The sequence below is a fragment of the Bacillus cereus group sp. BfR-BA-01355 genome (genome assembly GCF_022663675.1).
In the GTDB taxonomy this organism is placed as follows: domain Bacteria; phylum Bacillota; class Bacilli; order Bacillales; family Bacillaceae_G; genus Bacillus_A; species Bacillus_A thuringiensis_S.
On the sequence record NZ_JAKUFY010000102.1, the window covers coordinates 1 to 20421 of the forward strand.

The window sequence follows — 20421 nt, forward strand, 5'->3', positions numbered from 1 at the left end:
ACTATAATAATGAACGGATTCAGAGAAAATTAGATAATATGTCACCTATAGCTTATAGGAAACATGTTATCTAGGTGTTTTTTCTTTGTCTCACCAAATGGGGGCAGACCACCTATATTCTACAGAAAGAATAGCGTATTTTTTCATTTTATAGGGTATTTTGTTTTGTTAGCTTGATAGCGATGTGGGGTGATCCCTCAATATGTAGAATAACATTTTATAATTATTAGATATGTATTATACAAAATAAAAATACTCTCTTTTTAGCACATTATTCTAAAGTATTGCTACTAAAAATATTTATAATCTCTCCCATTTTTCATAACCGTTCCCTTCATACTTTACAAAAATAACACCATTTATAAAATAGATGAATACAGTAAAAAGATACTATGATTTTTGACGTTTTAGGAGGAGAAGATGAAAGCTGTTATTCTTGCTGGTGGATATGGTACTAGAATTGGGGAAGAAACAGATTTAAAACCAAAACCTATGATTGAAATTGGCACAAAACCTATTCTTTGGCATATTATGAGCCTCTTCATTCACCATGGTATTACGGAATTTATTATTTGTTTAGGTTATAAAGGTTATGTAATTAAAGAATTTTTTTTAAATTACAACTTACACACGTCAGATTTCACAATCCAATTATGTGACAACACAATAACTAGCCGTTCACATCATGTAGAACCTTGGAAAGTCACACTTATTGATACAGGACAAAAAACAGAAACTGGTGGACGCATTAAAAGGATACAAAAGTACGTTGGGGACGAAACTTTTTTGCTTACTTATGGCGATGGAGTAAGCGATGTAAATCTACAAGAACTCATCAAATTTCATAAACAACACGGAAAAACAGCTACTGTAACCGCTGTTCAACCTCCCGGTAGATTTGGATCTCTTATATTAAATGAGCAATCCGTTTTAGCATTTAAAGAAAAGCCTTTAGGCGATGGCGGTTGGGTGAATGGTGGATTCTTTGTTCTAAACCATGAAATTTTCAATTATATTAACGGTGATACATCTGTTTTTGAAACTGATACTTTAGTTCAGCTAGTAAACAAACAAGAGCTTAATGCATATCAACATACAGGCTTTTGGCATCCTATGGACACACTACGTGACAAGAAAAAATTAGTGGAATTATGGGAAAGCAATCATGCTCCATGGAAGGTTTGGTAATATGATATGGTTACTACATCTTTTTGGCATAAAAAAAAGGTATTTATTACCGGACATACAGGATTTAAAGGAACTTGGCTTACACTTTTTTTAACTTCTTTAGGTGCAGAAGTAATTGGATACTCTTCTCACCCTCCATCAACTCCATACCTTTTTGAACAGTCTAACGCAGCAAAAGAATGTCATTCTGTAACCGGAGATATTACAGAGTATCCTCCCTTATTAAAAACAATCACGCATTATCAACCAGAAATTATTTTCCATTTAGCTGCTCAGCCGTTAGTTACAACTTCATATAACAATCCTATTGAGACATTTAAAACAAATGTTTTAGGGACTGTTCACGTATTAGAAGCAGCAAAGCACACGGAAAGTGTACGTGTCATTATTAACGTTACAAGTGATAAATGCTATGAAAATAATGGCACTGGAAATCGACCCTTTCATGAAAAGGATCGTCTTGGAGGACATGACCCATACAGCGCCAGTAAAGCTTGTGCTGAACTAGTCGCAACCTCTTATCATAAGTCCTTCTTTAACTCAAACAGTATTTCTATTCCAAAACTGGCTTCCGTAAGAGCTGGTAATGTCATTGGTGGCGGAGATTGGGCAGAAAATCGTCTGTTTCCGGATATTATTCGAGCTTATATTCACACCAATCATTTAAGTATTAGAAATCCAGGTGCAATTCGCCCTTGGCAACATGTATTAGATCCTCTAAATGGTTATGTACGATTAGCTGAAAAACTTTGGAAAGATGCCAAATATGCAGCAGCATGGAATTTTGGACCAATCAATCAACCTCATATAACAGTAAATGAATTAATTCAAACAGTAATGAAGCTATGGGATGAAAAATTGACAATACTCACTCCTACTACTAACACTCCTTACGAATCTCCTATTTTAACACTCAATAGTACGAAATCGGTAAAAGAATTAGAATGGGTTCCAAAATTATCAACTAAAAAATCCATCGCTTGGACTGTTGACTGGTATCTAAAATATATATCCGGTGAAAACATGGCATGGTTCACGCGACAACAAATCAATGCATTTAAAAAATTATAAAGGGGCAATAAAAATGTCGCATAAAAAATGTCGTTTCTGTCATTCATTACTGACAGATACTTTTTTAAATTTAGGTGTTTCCCCTCTCGCTAATTCATTTGTAGCTCCAGAAAACTTAGATAAAATGGAACCTTTCTATCCATTGCATACGTTTGTTTGTAACAATTGCTTACTTGTGCAACTAGATGAATTCGAATCACCACAAAATATTTTTCATGACTATTTATACTTTAGTTCTTTTTCATCTAGTTGGCTATTGCATGCGAAACAATACGTAGATATGGCAATTAAACGTTTCAGCTTAACCTCTCATTCGCAAGTTATTGAAATCGCGAGCAATGATGGTTACTTATTACAATACTTTCAACAAGAAAACATTCGTACATTAGGAGTAGAACCAGCAAGAAATGTCGCGGAAGTCGCTATTCAAAAAGGAATTCCTACAAAAATAAGCTTTTTCAATAATAATTTAGCAAAACAGTTACGAGAGGAAAATCTACAGGCTGATTTAATTGTCGCTAATAATGTATTAGCTCACGTTCCTAACTTACACGATTTTATTGCCGGCTTAAAAACATTATTAAAGCCTGATGGTGTAATCACAATTGAATTCCCACATATATTAAACCTCATATCCTCTAAACAATTTGATACGATCTATCATGAACACTTTTCTTACTTCTCACTTCTATGTATTCAAAAGATTTTATTACACCATAACTTACAAGTTATAGACGTAGAAGAACTTTCTACACATGGCGGCTCCTTACGATTATTTATAAAGCATTTAAATAAAAATATAACAATCAGTTCAAACGTTACGAAATTAATTCAAAAAGAAACAGATCATGAACTGCATAAATTAGATTGCTATCTTCTTTTTTCTAAACAAGTAGAACAATTGAAATTAGATATTCTGAAATTTTTCATTGAGGCAAAATCTTCAAATAAACAAGTTATCGGCTATGGCGCTCCAGCTAAAGGAAATACTCTTTTAAATTTTTGCGGGATTGGAAAAGAATTTCTTCCGTATACAGTAGATAAAAACCCTCATAAGCAAGGTTTTCACTTACCAGGAACTCGCATTCCAGTTAAATCCCCTGATAAAATTAGACAAACAAAACCTGATTATCTTCTCATCTTACCTTGGAATTTAAAAGAAGAAATTATGGAGGAATGCTCCTTCATTCATGAATGGGGCGGGAAATTTTTAATTGTTATTCCGAAAGTAGAAGTGATCGAAGCATGAAGAAGATCCTTGTAACAGGAGGAAATGGCTGGATTGGTAAATACGTAGTAAGTTCATTAATACAAATGGGCTATGAAGTACACGCCACTTATAATAGAAATAAACCTTCTCACATTTTATGTCATTGGCATAAAGTAAACTTACTCAATAATGATGAAGTAAAAAAACTTATTCATCACATTAAAGCATCTCACCTCATTCATTTAGCGTGGGAAGCAGTTCCACCAAAATGTTATGAGTCCATCAATAACTATTATTGGCTACAATCGAGCATCTCATTAATTCAGCAGTTTGTAGCGCATGGTGGTCAGAGAATTGTCGTAGCTGGTACAGGTGCAGAGTACGAATGGATTAACGGTATATTATCTGAAGATTCTTCACTCCTTTCCTATAAAAATCCGTATTCATTATGTAAAAACACTTTACGCTCTTGGCTACAATCTTATTCTGAGCAAACAGGACTCAGCATGTGCTGGGGAAGAATTTTTCATTTATACGGACCTTACGAACATGGTAATCGCCTTATTTCTAATATTATTACTTCATTATTAAAAAATAAGGAGGCTTTATGTACACATGGGAAACAACATCGAGACTTCCTCCATGTAAGCGATGTTGCAGATGCTCTTATTTCATTATTAAACAGTGATGTAATAGGTACTGTAAATGTCGCCTCTGGTCATTCTATTCAAATTAAAGAACTAGCCTCTATTATCGCAAAAAGAATAGGGAAAGAACATTTAATCAAATTAGGTGCTATTCCCTTCCCTAATAATGAACCTTTGTTTGTTGGCGCGAATGTTCTACGGTTAAAAAATGAAGTACATTGGGAACCAAAATACGATATATATACAGGAATCGAAGCAACTATTTTGTGGTGGGAAACATTTTTTAAGAGTTCAAATTAGTACTTTATAAAAAAGCATAGCCATATGCATCACTTAAACGTAGATCTTGTGTACCTGCTGCTAATTCTCTATACCATTTCTCTAATATTTCTGGCGTAATAACATGATGTGTCCCCATCCCTGCAGCTTTACTACCTTCAGAAAACGTTGAACCAATCTGTAATTTTCTCTTTCGTATCGCATCATTCCAAGGACTAAATCCAAACCATAGAATACAAGCAAGAGGTGGATAATTCGTACATTCATGCGCGGTTAAATGCCTGCCAACCGTATAACTTCCATGTTTATGATTATGAATAAATCTGCCTCTTCTCCATAATCTCCAATTTTCTGGTAAGTAGCCATGAAATCTTTGTTTCATTAATGGTATTGTATATATCAGTTCTGAATAATTATAGTTTGGATCTTCTACCATTATAAGACCTTCTATCCAGTACATCCTTCCTCCTAAATTAGTAAGAGACTCCCAGAATGTTTCTTTATCTTGCACACAAAGAAACTCAGTCGTATTTAAAATCATCTTCCACCCTTCCACCTCTTGTTCAACTTCCATCACTTCACGATCAGTTGCTAACGCGTCGAATTCTGGATTTGCTGAATTTCGAACTTCCCAATGCGGCGCAAATTGTTTGCAAATTTCAACAGAGCGATCTGTTGATCCTTTATTAATCAAAATACCTTGATCAAATAGTTTCGTATGATGCATGAGCCACCAAGGCAATAAATACTCTTCATTATAAAAATGAGAAATAACAGTTGTAGTAATGAAAATCCCCTCCCTTTCCTTCTAGCAATCTATTTCATATAAGTTTTCACCTTACAACTAATATACTATGATGGTAGGTAAGGTTTTGATGTGTATATGTTCCGATGATTCTGGTGCAAACATGATTTATTAGAAACTTAGAACCCCACTATCCTTAGATTGATAGAACATCATGTATATCAAGCCATAAATCAACATTTGCAATTTGATTCTTCATTTTAATCCCACGGATTTACTTTTAAACACTATATTAGAATAATCATATTAGAATTTTCTGTTCTACACATATATTTAAGTTTTGAGTATTATGGAAGAGTAATTAAAAGACTTACTCTTTTTTATTGGAAGTCCCAATGTGGTTGTGGATGATATATCATTACTAGCATCGGAGCAATCAGGTCCTACTGGTCATACTGTTGCAACGGGCCTTACTGGAAAATGATTAACAGCCGTCAATCATTTTTATATAGCAAATACTAATGATGATACTGTATCTGTGATAGTGGTGTAAATGGTATAGAATTAACCATCACTAAATTAAACTAATAAAAATATCCCTTCGAATAAAGTTTTTATTCTTCATATGGTTACTCGATACCTTACTTAACTCTATATTCCGCCATTTGACTACCTTACTATCAATAGTTTCAATTTCATATTCACCATCAGCCATTAATTTAATTAACTTCCCAATCTTTAATTCTAGGATTTGTATAAAGAATATTTTTAAATCTCAATATCCATTATAATTTTTAAAGAAAACCTTTTAGGTCAAGTAGCATATAATCCTATATAAAGGAATATTTAACAAACATTTGAAAGGAGGACTTTTTATTAATACAACTTTGATTTCTCATTTTTATAACGAAGAATATCTGCTTCCTTGGTGGTTAATGCACCACACAAAACTATTTGATCATGGCATTTTGATTAATCGTGGATCTACTGATCGTTCGGTTGAAATATGCAGATTATTTGCACCTCATTGGGAAATCCGCGATTCAAAAGTATTAGAGTTTGATGCCTTATTAGTTGATCAAGAAGTAATGAACATAGAAAAAGAAATTACGGGATGGAAAATGGTGTTAAATACCACTGAATTTCTTTGCTGTTTTGATAAGGAAGCCTTTTTCTCATCTCTTGCTACTCTAGGGAATAACATGTATTCCATTAGGACTATTCTGATGGTGGATGACCCTACTCACGGTTATAGGAATCCGAGATACGGAATTCCCCTTGTCAAACAGCGTTATCATGGGATGATAATCAACCCTAATCCACCTGCCCCTTACTATGGTGGTAGATTCCTCCATAATTATTCGCATGGTAACTATTCGGCAGGGCGGCATTGGTCACCTCATCCATTTATCGTTTACATGTCTCCTGCTTTCGTTTTAAAATTCTTTTACAGCCCATGGAATAAAGCTATGAAAAACCGAAAATTACAAATTGGTCCTACTCTTTCTGAACATAGTATCCAGCATGGCTTAGGTACTCATCACCTCGCAACACTAGATAAATTAGAAAAAAATTATATAGACTTTGCAACCTCAACTATCGATCTTCGATTAATCCCGGAATATCAAGTTTTATTTCCAGATTTATATTTCCCTAACTATTAATACATCTAAAAAGAACATATTGAAACTTTCCATACAGACAAAATTCACATAGCCTTTACAAATCATCGTATTACTGGAATTATCCAAATAACGATTTTGTCATAAAGCTACACCTACCTATACAGCATGCATACAATATCATGTGTATTCTTTTTCAATATAAGTTTTGGTCAGAGAGCGCCTTGGAAAGCGCTTTTTTTAAATTCCATTTTCATTTGTTCACGATTTTATGAGGTGGACATATATTAACAAGACATAGTTTATATATAGTGGTGCACAAAAAACTTTTTGCACTATTTTTCATCTCGATAACTTAGTGACTTAATAACGTTTTTGTTCCAATAATTCACACCCATGAAAAAATTACATTTGGTATCACGTACTCTTTTACATTAAGAGTTTTGGTCCGAGGAGCACTTATATATGGTGCTCTTTTTGGTATGGAATGTGAAATAGAGGCTTGCTCTTAAAACCTTTTATATAATTTTCATAGTTTTTTTCTTTATACTTGTGTGGCTGTTTACTTATACTTCTGGGGCTTCTCAGATTATAGTTATTAATGCAGGAGATTATAAGATTTATTTTTCTGTATCAGGAGTTGATCCTAATCAATTTACGCTCTTTTTAAATGTTGCTCCAATTACCAACGCATTTTATGGATTAGGTGCAGGAACTCAGCCAAACAACGGGCAAACAATCCTCACTTTAGCCGCAGGTGATGTTCTTACCCTTTACAATCATACTTCCACTGCTGCGGTTACTTTGCAAACTTTGGCAGGTGGAACACAAACAAATCAATACATCGGACAATGAATTTCCATTCTAACAGTACTATAAAATGGTGGATCAATCACTTTGCCATTAAGCAACAATCTATCAGAAAAGAGCCTTTTATATTAAAGACATAGTTGTTATTCTTTAAAAGTTGAAATTTGCACCTTACCTATCAACAGACTTACTTAGCTTCCCAAATTCATCAGGCGTAATATTTTTATGTACGTACTTTATTACACTATAATTTGTGAAGTTTTCACCAGGAAATTGAAAGGTAATACGTATTAGTTTATAAGGAGGATTGATCGGACCTTCATATCCTATCACTCTAAATGTCACATCATAAATGTCTTTTTGTTCATTTCTTATTATTTTCCCAATACGTTCAGAGGTAAATAATTGATGGTCACCGTGCTTGTACATAGTTTTTAATATTATTGGCCCGAGTTCTCTTAGGAAAGCTAATTCCATAATTGTATGTGGTTTATTCTGAGACGCATATTCGGTTTCAGCATTAACTTCAAGGACGTCCTTGAGTGTCACTAAATAAAAAAATACATAAACTAATCACGATTTTTCTCAAGATGAGTCTCCCCTATATACGGAATATTCTTAGTCTGTGTAAACTGAAGGGTTTTAAACATCTACTACTATCAATAAATTATTCTACATAAAAGACATATATTCCAAGTGGAATAAGTATTAATATTGATTTTATTGAAATTTAGTATTGATAATCAGAAAACAGCCAATAAAAAAAGAGCCTATATCTTTTATTACTTAGTAATTTATGATAAAGGCTTTTCTAATCAAGCCTTTACGAGCTTAATGTATATTTAACTGTTTATAGGCCGTTTTTATTTTCCTCAATCTTCATCTTCGAAATCGCGTAGACTATCAAGTAATTCTTTGAATGTTGAGCAAACAGGATATATTGCTTTTTCCATATCCTCTTCTTCATGATCCCAAAATACGATTGTTGGTGATGCAGGATTGTTACGGTAGTCAAAACATAAACGTGAATATATAGGAGATGAACGAAAAATTAATGGTTAATAAACATCCAAATAAAACGGGGTTATTAAATTACACTTCTAAAAAAAAGAAGAAAACGCAATATCAAGTGACTAAAGTAATACAGTTAATGATTAAAGAAGGACAAAAAGTTAATTTCAATTCAGTGTCAGAAAAAGCACTGGTTTCAAAAGCATATTTATATAGAGAACCCTTAATCAGAAAAACGATTGAAGACTTACGTCAACAGCAAGGAGGATTACTTGACTTAAAAACTCTAAAAAGAAATACATCTGATGCATCAAAAGATATAATCATAGAAACTTTAAAGAATAAAATAAACCTTTTAAAACATAAGAATAAGCTATTAGAAAGTGAAAATGAAAACTTAAAAACACAAATAAAAAAAGAATTAGGAAAAGTATATGAAAATTTATAAATAATGTACCCTCTTTTATATAAAAGTAGTATTTAATAATTGACGTACACGATGATCATAAGTATGTTCCCGCAATGTTCTCTTATATGCATTTGTTGCAACTTGTACTCTTTCTTTTTCGTGTCTTAAATAATATTCAGATTTCGTAACAAATTCTGTAGGAGAACGGAATATTTCTATTTCCTTACTTGGTGTATAATGTTTCTCAAGATTTGCCCTAACATCTGTTAATTGAAACGCATGTGAATTTGAAATTTCAAATGTCCGATTGTTAATGCAATGTGCATTAATTTGTAAAGAGTTACAATTTAATATTGGATCCTGTGGGGAACGATGCATATTTATATTAATTTTACTGGAAGTATAATATTGTAAACTCTCCTCGTACGTTCCTAATGGAACTAATTTAATTTTATTCTTTAGTAATTCATAATGTTTTAATTTCTCCCAACCATAACCTACAATGTATGTGTTTTTTTGATTTAAGTAGTCAGCAATTGAATCAATAAAAGACAAACGATTTTCAAATGCTGTACCTATAAAACTAATATCATACTTATAAGAGGAATGATTGTGAGTTGGTTTGTATATACTTGGATCTGATGCTAAAGGTACATAAAATACACGATTACAACCTATTTTTTTATAAAAATCAAGGATTCCAGAATCTTGCGTAAATACATAATCATAATCAAGAACAATATGTTGTGTAAGATCAGAGTAATAGGGATCATCGATTAACCATACTCCTACTTTAAAACCATGGGATTTAAATATAGGAATAATATCTTTAAAATCCTCATTTAAACCGTTTAAAACAAGGACAAAATCTGGTTTTATCCTAAATGCAGTTTTCATAGCATCTTTACTGGAAACCATTGTAACAGTTTGTACATTTTTTTTTAGACCGTTATAAATAGATGATTCTAATGTTGGATAATAAAATGGAATGCCCGATTGAATAAACAAAATCTTTTTGTTCTTAATATTCATATGTACCACCTTTATAATTACATATTCTATAAAGAAAAATATTACTAAAAACTGAGCTACATTTAACATATAAATGCCACTCAGTTTTCACAGAAAAAGCAAATCTACATTATATATATGTTTATTTATAAAACTTTAGAATATGAAAAAGCAACCCAAACAATGAATTCCGAATGTGATTTCTTGTATATTTCATAACATATATTCTTTTGATTTGTACCTTTATTCTAAAAATTCAATGAAAAAAATTTGCTGCAGAACTTTAATTTTCTTTTTTAAAGTTGATTTCAATTATTTTTAACAACTGTTTCACTCTTTCATCATATGTATGTTCGATGAGTGTCCTCTTGAATCCCTCCATCGCAACTTTCCTTCTTTTTTCTGGATTTGCTAAATAAATTTCTGCTTTTTCTATAAAATCAACTGAAGAGGTAAATGTCTCAATTTGTACCCCTGGAATATAACAATTTTCTAAATCAGAACGAATATCTGTCATTTGAAAAGAGCCTGTACTCGCTATTTCAAATGTCCGGTTGTTAATTGAACAAGCATTTATTTTTAGTTCATTTCTATTAAATGTTAAATCCTCAATAGAACGATGTATATTAATATTAATTTTGCTTCTTTTGTAATATTCTGTATTGTTTTCGTAAACCAAAAATGGTAAGAGTACGATTTTCTCTTTCAATAATTCATAACTGTTCAATCTATTCCAATTATTCCCTACAATTAGAGTGTTTTTAGTCGCTAAGTACTCGGCAATTGAATCAATGAAAGCAAGGCGATTTTCAAAAGCAGTCCCTATAAAACTAATATCATACATATAGTCTTCTTCTCTAAGTATGGGGGTATACGCAGGGGGGGCTGCTGCTAGAGGCAAATAAAATACATGATTACATCCAAGACTTTTATAAAAATTAATACAACCTGTATCTTGTGTAAAAATGTAATCATAATCCAGTACCAAGGTTTTCGTTACATCTGTAAAGTACGGATCGTCTGTGAGCCAAAGTGCGGTCTTAAAATTATATTGTTTTAAATCTTGTATTCCTTTACTTATTCCTTCTTCAAAACCATGGAATACAATAATAAGACTCGGTTGTATCTCTAAAGCTGTTTTTACCAAGTTTTCGTATGTCACCATCGTCACGTCACCAATAGCTCTTTTCAAACTGTTAAATATAGATTCTTCTAGTACCGGAAAATATACAGGAACACTAGATTTAACAAATAATACGTTAAATTTTTTAGAAATAGATGCAATCTCCATCGATATCTCACCTTCCTATTTATCAAATTAACTAGTTATATTATATGCATTGCCTAAGAGTATATTTTCTCATATAGAAGCTACTTAAAGTAAGCCTGACAGCCAAATGAAATAAAACCCACACTAATATATTTTATGAAAGGGGTAGCATCACATGCCCATCAACTTAAGAAAAGTAATCACCTCCAAAACGAAAAAAGGAGCTGACTTCTCAAAGTAACTAACTGTAGAGAAAGAAAATTTTCATTTTGGGGTGCAGTTCAATGTATGGTGACCCCTATAAGGTATAAGTATTTTTTTATTTAATATTTAGTGCTGTATCCATTTTATTTCAAGGATAGTTCATGGAAATATTCCCTTATTAAGATTCCTCTATAAAAATAGTGAAAAATATAAAATTAGACGAATGTTGAACATCTTTTTTTGTGTTCTATTATTTTTTCATCTTAGGTTCTCTGTACCTAAGAATCATATATAGAAATTATTATCTACTAATAGTTTTTCATATACATAAAATTATTCCTTTAATTAGTTTCGAGAAATTATGTATATCTACCATCACTCCCAATCAATATGTAATTATTTTGTATAAATATCAAAAAAATTAACGAATAATGACTTTAATTCTCGTGAATATTCCTTATTATTTAAGTTAAATTTTGGAGCTATCGATTACTTCAGTCTTCAATCATTATATATAAATTATCCCTATGTTATAAAAACATATAAGGTCAGACGTCTATTGAAAAACATTTAATAACATTCCAAAATTTACAAAAAAGGAGTACGTTTGTAATGTAAATAAATTTTAAGGAGTGTTAAAATGAAAAAACAAAGCTTAGCTACAGCTATCACCCTATCTTTAGGTTTATCTGTATTCGGTGGTGTTACGTCTACATTTGCTATGACGGAAAAGAGTAATAGCATTACAAATCAACCTATTCAAATGGAAAAAGGGAAAATGCACCAATTTAATATGACCAATGCTACACAACCTATAGATTTCGGGTATGATACGAAGAAAAATAAAGATGCAGCCAAAGAATGGGGAGCGAAACATTATAAGAAGTGGATAGATGATTTGCTAAAAGATGATACAGATGACAAAGAAAGTAAAGAAAGTAAACTAGAAAGAAAAAATGAAAGAGAAGCAATAAAAAGATATACAGGTAATGATTATACGAAGATTAATACACACCTTAGAAATGATCGAAAACCTGCAAATAAAGAGTTTGATAAAGAAATTCAGTACATAGATCGAGCGCTTGCAAAAGTAACAACTCCCGAAGCAGTAAATGTTTATAGACGAGTCTCAGAAGATGCATTTCTTGAAAAAGGTAAAAAAGGTGAAAAAGATAAAAGATGGTCAAAAGATTCTTTAAAGGATAAAAAGGATAAAGAAGGCAAGAAGCTTGATAAAGATCAGGTGAAAAAATTTAAAGAAGCGTTTAATCATACAGAACAATCGGAAAAAGCATATATGAGCACCTCATTAGTTAACCAGACAACAGGAAATTTTCCTAAACTGCCGATTCTTATTCACTTAACAATTCCAAAGGGAAAACATGCAGCATACTTAGGAAATCTAGCGAAATTACCTGAAAGTGAATTGTTAATAGCTCATGGATCTTCTTATAAGATCAATTCAATTGAACAGCAAGTAGATAGTAAAGAAAGAGAATATTTACTAATAGAAGCAACATTAAACTAACTAAATTTTTGAAAACCCTTAAATTAGCGGGTGTCTCTTTTAACTTAAAGTTTATCAATATTATTATATCTACTTAAGTTGAATGGATTTAATACTTTGTGCAGACTCAAAATAAGGTTAAAAGAAATTTAGTAGGGAGAACGTCACATCGCCATCAAGTTAAGTAATTTATTAACCCACAAAATAGAAAAATGAGCTTAAACCTCAAATATATCTGCAAAGATATAAAATTTTCGTTTTGGGGTTGATTTGTTTTCTTAAGTTGATGGCGATGAGGTAGCATCACGTTACTATTAAGCCGACAATATAAAATTTCTCTAAAATGAAAAAATACGCTATTCTTTCTGTAGAATCATAGGAAAGGATGGCGTTTCTATGTCTGTTTCTGTGTCTGACGAATTACAACTATTTGCCCAAGAGATTCAAAGTTTTTTATCTCCAAATACCTTACGAGATCTTGCTAGAGATGTTGGTTTTGTACAACGAACCAGTAAGTATCAAGCAAAAGATTTAGTAGCTTTATGTGTATGGGTGAACCAAAATGTAGCTATGACTTCTTTAACTCAGTTATCTAGCTGTTTAGAAGCATCAACAGAAGTACTTATCAGTCCTGAGGGACTGAATCAACGATTTAATAAGGCTGCTGTCCAACTTTTACAACACCTACTAGCCGAACTACTAAGCAAAAAATTGGCCGCATCTATGCCGATTTCTTCTCCATACACTTCTGTTTTCAAGCGTATTCGTATTTTAGATTCAACTGCATTTCAACTCCCGGATGTATTTTCATCTGTTTATCCAGGTGCAGGAGGATGCAGCCATACTGCTGGGATAAAAATTCAATTGGAGTATGATCTATTAAGTGGACAGTTCCTACATATTCATACAGGTCCAGGTAAACAACATGATCGCACTTACGGCTCTCTGTGTGCCCCAACTGTGACAGCGAATGATTTATGTATCCGAGATTTAGGTTATTTTCATTTAAAAGACCTTCAATATATACAAGATAAAGAGGCCTACTATATCTCTCGTATCAAGTCGAATACACGTATTTATCAAAAAAATCCTAACCCTGATTATTTCCAAGACGGAAGAATTAAGAAAGGTACAGAGTATATACAGATAGATATGGAGACGTTAATGAACTCCCTTCAACCAGGACAAACATGTGAAATAGCTGATGCTTATGTAGGAATGATTGATAAAGTGCCAGCTCGTGTAATTGTTCATCGATTAACAAAACAACAGCAACAAAAACGATTACAAGATCAAGCTGTAAGAGAAAAAAAGATAGGAATGAAGTATTCTCCTCGTAGTAAACGACTCAGTGGTATCAATGTATATATGACAAACACCCCTACAGATACTGTCCCGATGGGACAGGTACATGACTGGTATTCTTTGCGTTGGCAAATCGAAATCTTATTTAAAACGTGGAAGTCATTCTTTCAAATTCATCATTGTAAAAAGATAAAATCAGAACGATTGGAGTGCCATTTATATGGTCAATTGATTGCCATTCTACTCTGTTCTTCTATCATGTTTCAAATGCGCCAATTGCTCCTCATAAAGAAAAAACGAGAGCTTAGTGAGTATAAAGCCATATATATGATTAAAGACTACTTTCTTCTTCTATTCCAAACTATACAAAAAAACACCCAAGAGCTATCAAAGGTGTTACTTCGCCTGTTCAATCTCCTACAGCAAAACGGGCGGAAATCTCATCGATATGAGAAAAAAACGGTCTTTGATATATTAGGTATCGCTTACAATTGTACCATGTCTGATAATCAAGCCGCTTAATTCAAAAAAGTGAAACCCGTTAGGGTTTATTTCGTATGCAAATCTTTCAATCACCTACACTTGCCCTTTAGAAAAAAGAAACAATCTCGTCTAAAATTGACTTTGCATAAGCTTAGCTTGATAGCGATGGGGTCTCACCAACAAAACGCGAATTTCGTACGCTAAGCAATTTCGACAAAGAAAAAGCCGATTTCCTGTACGTTAAGGGACCGGCTGTATTGTTGGTTTGGAATAAGGTTCGATCAAAATTATGCTGTGAACATTGATTTTATAATAGAAAAAACCCACGCGTTTTGAACAAAAATTAATCAAAATACATGGGTTTGATTTTGCTATGGAGTCGGCGATTCATATTCCCTCCTGATGGTGTGCCAAGTTCTAAACTATTTCTGGTTATTCTAGAACTTACGCTTTTACTCTTCCGTATTAAATTTTGCCTGCGCTCTATTGAATAATGAAGCATTCACCTTATTTCGCGATAATTCACGAAATAAATACTTACACCTACTAATAACAGCCCTACGACAAGGCGGTAAGTTACCGGTTCATCTAAAAACACCGTACCAATGAATACTGCAATGATCGGTACAAGAAACGTGAATGTACCGACTTTGCTTGCCTCTCCCGCATTAATAAGTTTATAGTAAATGATATATGCCAGTGGAATGCCAAAAGTGGAGCCATATCCGAGTCCAAAAAGGTATTTACCATTCCATTCAATAGCTGACCAGTTTTCAAAAATTGTTCCAGTACCTATTAGAATAGCTCCACCAATAATACACTGCAAAGACACCATCCAGAAAGCATCTACTTCGTTGCTCACTTTCTTCACATAAACCACACCAAGTGCCCAGCTAAATGCCATAAGCAACCCTAAAACAACACCAATGATCGATACATGAACGGTTAATCCGTCCACACTGACAACTACAATTCCAAGAAATCCGATAATCAAACCCATAATTTTAAACGGCGACATGTACTCTCCAAGCCAAATCCAAGCAAACAATCCAAGTAGCACTGGCTGAAAATAGACAAGCACTGAAAACAGTCCTCCTGGCAAATAAATGAGCCCTACTGTCTGTAACCCAAAAAAGAGAATCGTATTAAAGAATGCTGAAATACAATATTTCGACCAATTTTCACGCCATTTGATCCTGTTCCGCATTTTATATATGAGAGCTGCTAGTATAAGACCCCCAATCACTGCACGCATACCTGCAAATAATAACGGGGGCGTATAAGGCACAGCCATTTTATAGATTGGCCAACTTCCACCCCAAAGAAAGATTAACAATAGTAATGCACACGTCGATTTTGTAAAGACTTTCCCCAATTGTCTATCCTCCCTTCAATAGTTGAATAGTAAACTAAGTCTATATTTCGAATTAGGCTTGAACGCTCCTCCACCAATAGATTCTAGCCTATGTTAAGGGAAGATATCTGCACCCTTTTATTTATCCTTATCCATATCGAAAAAATTATCTTACCTCAGAACCCCTATTTGTCCATTCTCCAACAAATTCAGCCTCATTATAAGAATAGAAGTTTTTCAGAATCTCCTCACGATTATCAGAGAACAGCTGGTCTGCCACAGCTGAAACTAGTCTAGGTATCCCATATCTCATTCCCGGAAGCGAAGAGGCTGAGATACCACAGCTAACTACAGCTGAATAGTTAAAAGCAAAAAGTCCATGAAGAAGCTTTGTATCCTTTTTGTCCCGGCATGTGAAAGTAAAGCCAGGGCCAAGGTAAGGATATGCATCAAGCTTACGGTTGGCGATATCAGCAGGTGCATTATAATAGTCGTCCCAACGTGCAATATGGCGTTCGAAAAGCTTTAGCTCTGGACGTAAAGAATGATCAGTCACAAGACCAGTGGAAATGATTAGAAAATCAAAAGTAAAATTACCTTGTGGAGTAGTGACAACAGCCTTCTCAGCTTCATGCTGTACGTCAAGCCATGGTGCACCTAAGTGTAATTTAAAGCCGGGATGTGAAACTGCATGTTCAAATGTGTCATTTGTAGGAGGTTGATGCTTAAAGTAATGGGCCATAACGGAATATTTATCAGCATCAGATAGAACATTAAAACGTTCAATTAGACCTGACACCCCCATTTGTCGCATTGGGTTAATGCGTGGCATCTCCGTGCGGCGAACAAACACATGAGCTGAACCCACACCTTCAGATAATGCAAAATTGGCATTATCAAAAGCTGAGGCCCCACCGCCTAAAATTGCCACCTTCTTGTCTTTAAGGGCCTCAAAGTCAATGTCTTCTGAGGTGTGTGCATAGAGGTGACGAGGTAATGTTTCGGAAATCATAGATGGTACGTGCCATTCCCCTCCACCTTGAATACCAGTGGCTAAGATAACCTTGCGGGCCAGTAATGTATTAGAAGATGCTCCTGCTCCTTCAATATGCAGTCGATAAACATCTTCCCCTGCAGGCTCAATAAGCTTCATCTTTACCTCATTAAAAACAGGTAAATTAAGAACCTTTCGATACCAACGTAGATAGTTCATCCAATCGTTCCGTGGAATCTTATCGATGTCCTCCCAACTTTTTGGTCCAAATTGCGCTTCCCACCAGGAGCGAAAAGTCAGAGAAGGCACTCCAAGATCAATGGATATCAAATGTTTAGGCGTACGCAATGTCATCATACGAGCGTAAGTTACCCATGGCCCTTCATATCCTTCAACGTTTTCGTCGATGATAAGGATATTAGATATTCTTTCACGCAAAAGTCCAAAGGCCACACCTAAGCCACACTGGCCGCCTCCTATAATAACTGTATCGTAGACATGCCCCTCAGGATGGTGGGTTGGGCATACCCAATCCTCTCCCCAAAATGCAAGATAAGAAAGATCCCTTTTTACTTGTTCATTTAAAGCTTCTAAACTCATAATTTTTCATTCCTTTCAATATATGACTTATTAACTTCTGAACTAATCATTAAGTTATTCTTTACTTTATCTGAATGGCGGCTTTTTCTTATACCGTCTTATGAGCAGCATTGATCGATTTCAACAATTTTATTAAGATTTTCTGAAATCATCGACATTTCCTCACCTCCATAATTTCACAATACTATACCCCTCTATGGTATGTAAAGGGCTTTTAATAAAAAGTTTAAAAATAGGTGTTTGACGAAGAATTTTTTTACTTAGAATTTCCCCTTGACTGAAGTGCATCCTTCTATTGTGGGGGTACCGCCACATGCCCATCAACTTAAGAAATCAATCACCCTCCAAAAACGAAAAAATGGACTAAATTCCCATGAGCACCTATGAAAAGATAAAATTATCGCTTTGGGTTCAATTCATAATGTTAGATTGATGGACATATATGGTGACACCTTTTATCTATTATTCTAAATACAATTGTATTAGTAACATATGTATACTCTCAGCAAAACTTAATAGATATATCTAAGCTTATTATCGATAGCATGTACTAGCTATATGATGAATAGATTTTTAAGGAGGGGGAGGATACATGTCAAATAAAAGTGAAAAGTATTCAAAATGGTTAGATTCATATGATTTTTTATCTGCTGGTGTACAGAGATAATAAAGTTGTTTAATTTACAATAAAGTCATTTAAAAAATAATATAGTTGTTTAAAAATCCTTCTTCTACTAACGAGGCAGGTTAGTGGAAGAAATAGCAAGTGGGTTTAACTAGGAGAAGTGTCTTCTGTTTTTTAAATTAAGGATATCGATAAATTAAGATTTATTTACTTAACATTATACTTATTTTCGGACCGAGGCATCTAATCGGTGAGTATATACAAACCAAGTAATGCTTGCTGTTAATAATGTTGACGAAATTAAAGCTGTAAGAACACTATATGTTTGCCAAATAAGTATCGTTGACCAATCGAAGGCAAAAAACATTATACACTGGGCAATCGTAGCGATTAGGAAAATAATTGTTACGATTGTTCTCTTTTTTGTCATTGGCTGCTGCTCATTCGTTTTCCTTTTTCTTAATCCTAAGAAAAATAACAGAACGGCTAATAGGCAAAGAATAATTGTGGTAGACGACAAAATGATGTCCAAAAGCTGTGTGCCACTTATCTCATATGACTGAGTTAGATTGCCGTTTAATATATTTTTAACTTGTAGTACCAGGTTTATATTGGTATTTGCGCCGTTGCTCAGTAAGCAGATGGCTGTTCTTTCATTTGGCAGTATGGCTACTTTGGTACTAAAATTTGGATTACCCCCAGTGTGTTCTATAAACGTTTGTTCGGCGTTTACCGACCAACCTGCCGCATAATACATATCATTGACAGCCGAAACAGACATATCACCTCTATGTGATTTTTCGATGGCCCTGTGAAATATTTCGGGTATGTCCTGCACGATACCCATCTGTATGCCCATCCAACGCGCCATATCTTTTGTATTAGAAATGATATAGCCGGCAGGTTTATTCCCAGCATAATCCGGAGCGTTAAATGGAGTTGTTATAAAAAAGGAAGAACGGTAGCCCTGTGCTAACTGTCCAGTGGCTTGAGCATCTTCTTTATAAACATACGTCTGGTGAAGACCTAAGGGTAGAAATACCTGTTCCTTCATAAAGTCTTCATAGCTTTGTCGTGATACAATCTCAATAACCAAACCCAATACGTCATAATTAACGGTTCCATAGTTATATTGTTCACCGGGAGAGAACGCCAATTCTGCATCTACCAGCGTTTCCACAGTCTTTTGCAACATATCAGGCGTATTACCTTGTGGAATATTTTGAAGATGTCTAATATTTGTTAGGCCGCTGGTATGGTGAAGAAAGTTATTTAGTGTAAGGTTTTGCATATCAACAGGTTTACCTTGATACTTTAACGTAAACCAAGGTAAATATTTTTGGATAGGGTCAGTCATTGATAGCAGCCCTTGCTCTTCCAATAGCAAAATCCCCATACCAGTAAAAGCTTTACTCACCGAGGCCAACTCATAGAGTGTATTTTCACTTGCAGACAGGCCCTTTTCAAGATCTGCATACCCAGAAGAAAAGTAGAACACTTCACCATCAGCAAGTATTGAGATTGACATTCCAGGCACACCTGACGTACGACAGGCATCATCTAGCAATGCTTGTATTGCCACAGATTTCGAATCTGACAACGCATAACCTTGTATTGCGAATCCTGAGAATAATATAAATATCGTTAATACAAAAACAATAGTCTTTTTCATACACTCTCCTTTTTGAAGAATTATAAGGGTATAAATAACTTATTTTTATAACTATAAACTAAATTCTAATTTATCTTTCTATTCATCTATATAATATCAAATAATTGTGAAGAGTTACACTTAAACTAACGGGGGCGTTAGTTCAATAAGAAGTAAACAACTTTATTATTCATTTTTTAAGCATTACATAAGCAGATGGATATAATTTGAAACAACTTTAAAGAGCCTTGCTGCATATAGAATGTAGTAAGGCTCTTATCTTTTTTAATCAAAATTCAATAACTTTATTATCACTATACAGCTGGAGCATTTGATCCTAGCCTTGTAGGACCTACCTTATCACCGATTCCACCATTTACATTACCAACAGGTCCTACGGGAGTTACTGGACCTACCGGAGATAC

At 33.9% G+C, this 20421-nt stretch carries 14 protein-coding genes and 2 pseudogenes; 9 read left to right on the forward strand and 7 right to left on the reverse strand.

Annotated elements, in window-relative coordinates; genetic code table 11:
- Nucleotides 1-420 precede the first annotated feature (420 nt).
- Genes rfbF through MR167_RS24765 form a run of 4 tightly spaced genes read left to right on the forward strand, consistent with a single transcriptional unit; the run spans nucleotide 421 to nucleotide 4416 of the window.
- Nucleotides 421-1188: a glucose-1-phosphate cytidylyltransferase gene (gene rfbF / locus MR167_RS24750; RefSeq protein ID WP_242315725.1), complete on the forward strand. Its 768-nt coding sequence runs from the start codon at nucleotides 421-423 to the stop codon at nucleotides 1186-1188.
- Nucleotides 1189-1194: 6 nt separating this feature from the next.
- Entirely contained in the window at nucleotides 1195-2259 is a 1065-nt protein-coding gene (rfbG, locus tag MR167_RS24755; protein WP_242315727.1) for a CDP-glucose 4,6-dehydratase, read from the forward strand.
- 13 nt (nucleotides 2260-2272) lie between these two features.
- On the forward strand, nucleotides 2273-3508 hold the full coding sequence (locus MR167_RS24760) for a class I SAM-dependent methyltransferase (RefSeq protein ID WP_242315729.1): 1236 nt from the start codon (nucleotides 2273-2275) through the stop codon (nucleotides 3506-3508).
- Entirely contained in the window at nucleotides 3505-4416 is a 912-nt protein-coding gene (locus MR167_RS24765) for an NAD-dependent epimerase/dehydratase family protein (RefSeq protein ID WP_136983042.1), read from the forward strand. Before MR167_RS24760 ends, MR167_RS24765 begins: the two co-directional genes overlap by 4 nt.
- Before the next feature lie 4 nt (nucleotides 4417-4420).
- Here the strand turns inward: MR167_RS24765 and MR167_RS24770 are convergent, their stop codons facing one another.
- Entirely contained in the window at nucleotides 4421-5188 is a 768-nt protein-coding gene (locus MR167_RS24770; RefSeq protein WP_242315735.1) for a glycosyltransferase family 2 protein, read from the reverse strand.
- 809 nt (nucleotides 5189-5997) lie between these two features.
- Here MR167_RS24770 and MR167_RS24775 point away from each other — a divergent pair.
- Nucleotides 5998-6804, forward strand: a complete 807-nt coding sequence (locus tag MR167_RS24775) for a glycosyltransferase family 2 protein (RefSeq protein ID WP_255787268.1) — start codon at nucleotides 5998-6000, stop codon at nucleotides 6802-6804.
- A gap of 1640 nt (nucleotides 6805-8444) precedes the next feature.
- Here MR167_RS24775 and MR167_RS24780 read toward each other — a convergent pair.
- Nucleotides 8445-8600: pseudogene (locus MR167_RS24780) on the reverse strand (SMI1/KNR4 family protein); the annotation flags it as partial.
- An 11-nt stretch (nucleotides 8601-8611) separates the two neighbouring features.
- Here MR167_RS24780 and MR167_RS24785 point away from each other — a divergent pair.
- Nucleotides 8612-9031: a DUF6262 family protein gene (locus tag MR167_RS24785; protein WP_241662729.1), complete on the forward strand. Its 420-nt coding sequence runs from the start codon at nucleotides 8612-8614 to the stop codon at nucleotides 9029-9031.
- A gap of 15 nt (nucleotides 9032-9046) precedes the next feature.
- Here the strand turns inward: MR167_RS24785 and MR167_RS24790 are convergent, their stop codons facing one another.
- The gene (locus tag MR167_RS24790; protein WP_086398664.1) at nucleotides 9047-10024 is read right to left on the reverse strand and encodes a CgeB family protein; all 978 of its coding nucleotides are present in this window, start codon (nucleotides 10022-10024) and stop codon (nucleotides 9047-9049) included.
- Nucleotides 10025-10286: 262 nt separating this feature from the next.
- Entirely contained in the window at nucleotides 10287-11294 is a 1008-nt protein-coding gene (locus MR167_RS24795; RefSeq protein ID WP_086398665.1) for a CgeB family protein, read from the reverse strand.
- Between the two features lie 823 nt (nucleotides 11295-12117).
- Here MR167_RS24795 and MR167_RS24800 point away from each other — a divergent pair.
- Entirely contained in the window at nucleotides 12118-13005 is an 888-nt protein-coding gene (locus tag MR167_RS24800; RefSeq protein ID WP_242315731.1) for an ADP-ribosyltransferase, read from the forward strand.
- Nucleotides 13006-13380: 375 nt separating this feature from the next.
- Nucleotides 13381-14811: an IS4 family transposase gene (locus MR167_RS24805; RefSeq protein ID WP_242315733.1), complete on the forward strand. Its 1431-nt coding sequence runs from the start codon at nucleotides 13381-13383 to the stop codon at nucleotides 14809-14811.
- Nucleotides 14812-15274: 463 nt separating this feature from the next.
- On the opposite strand, the gene MR167_RS24810 is transcribed toward MR167_RS24805, so the two are convergent.
- The 3 genes from MR167_RS24810 to MR167_RS24820 all read right to left on the reverse strand — a co-directional run bounded on the left by MR167_RS24810 (nucleotide 15275) and on the right by MR167_RS24820 (nucleotide 20017).
- Nucleotides 15275-16147, reverse strand: a complete 873-nt coding sequence (locus tag MR167_RS24810) for a DMT family transporter (protein WP_137051586.1) — start codon at nucleotides 16145-16147, stop codon at nucleotides 15275-15277.
- 145 nt (nucleotides 16148-16292) lie between these two features.
- The gene (locus MR167_RS24815) at nucleotides 16293-17720 is read right to left on the reverse strand and encodes an NAD(P)-binding domain-containing protein (protein WP_136983332.1); all 1428 of its coding nucleotides are present in this window, start codon (nucleotides 17718-17720) and stop codon (nucleotides 16293-16295) included.
- A gap of 848 nt (nucleotides 17721-18568) precedes the next feature.
- A complete protein-coding gene (locus MR167_RS24820; protein WP_088609847.1) occupies nucleotides 18569-20017 on the reverse strand; it encodes a serine hydrolase domain-containing protein in 1449 nt (482 codons plus the stop codon).
- A 336-nt stretch (nucleotides 20018-20353) separates the two neighbouring features.
- Between MR167_RS24820 and MR167_RS33160 the strand changes: the two are divergent.
- Nucleotides 20354-20421: pseudogene (locus MR167_RS33160) on the forward strand (exosporium leader peptide-containing protein); the annotation flags it as partial.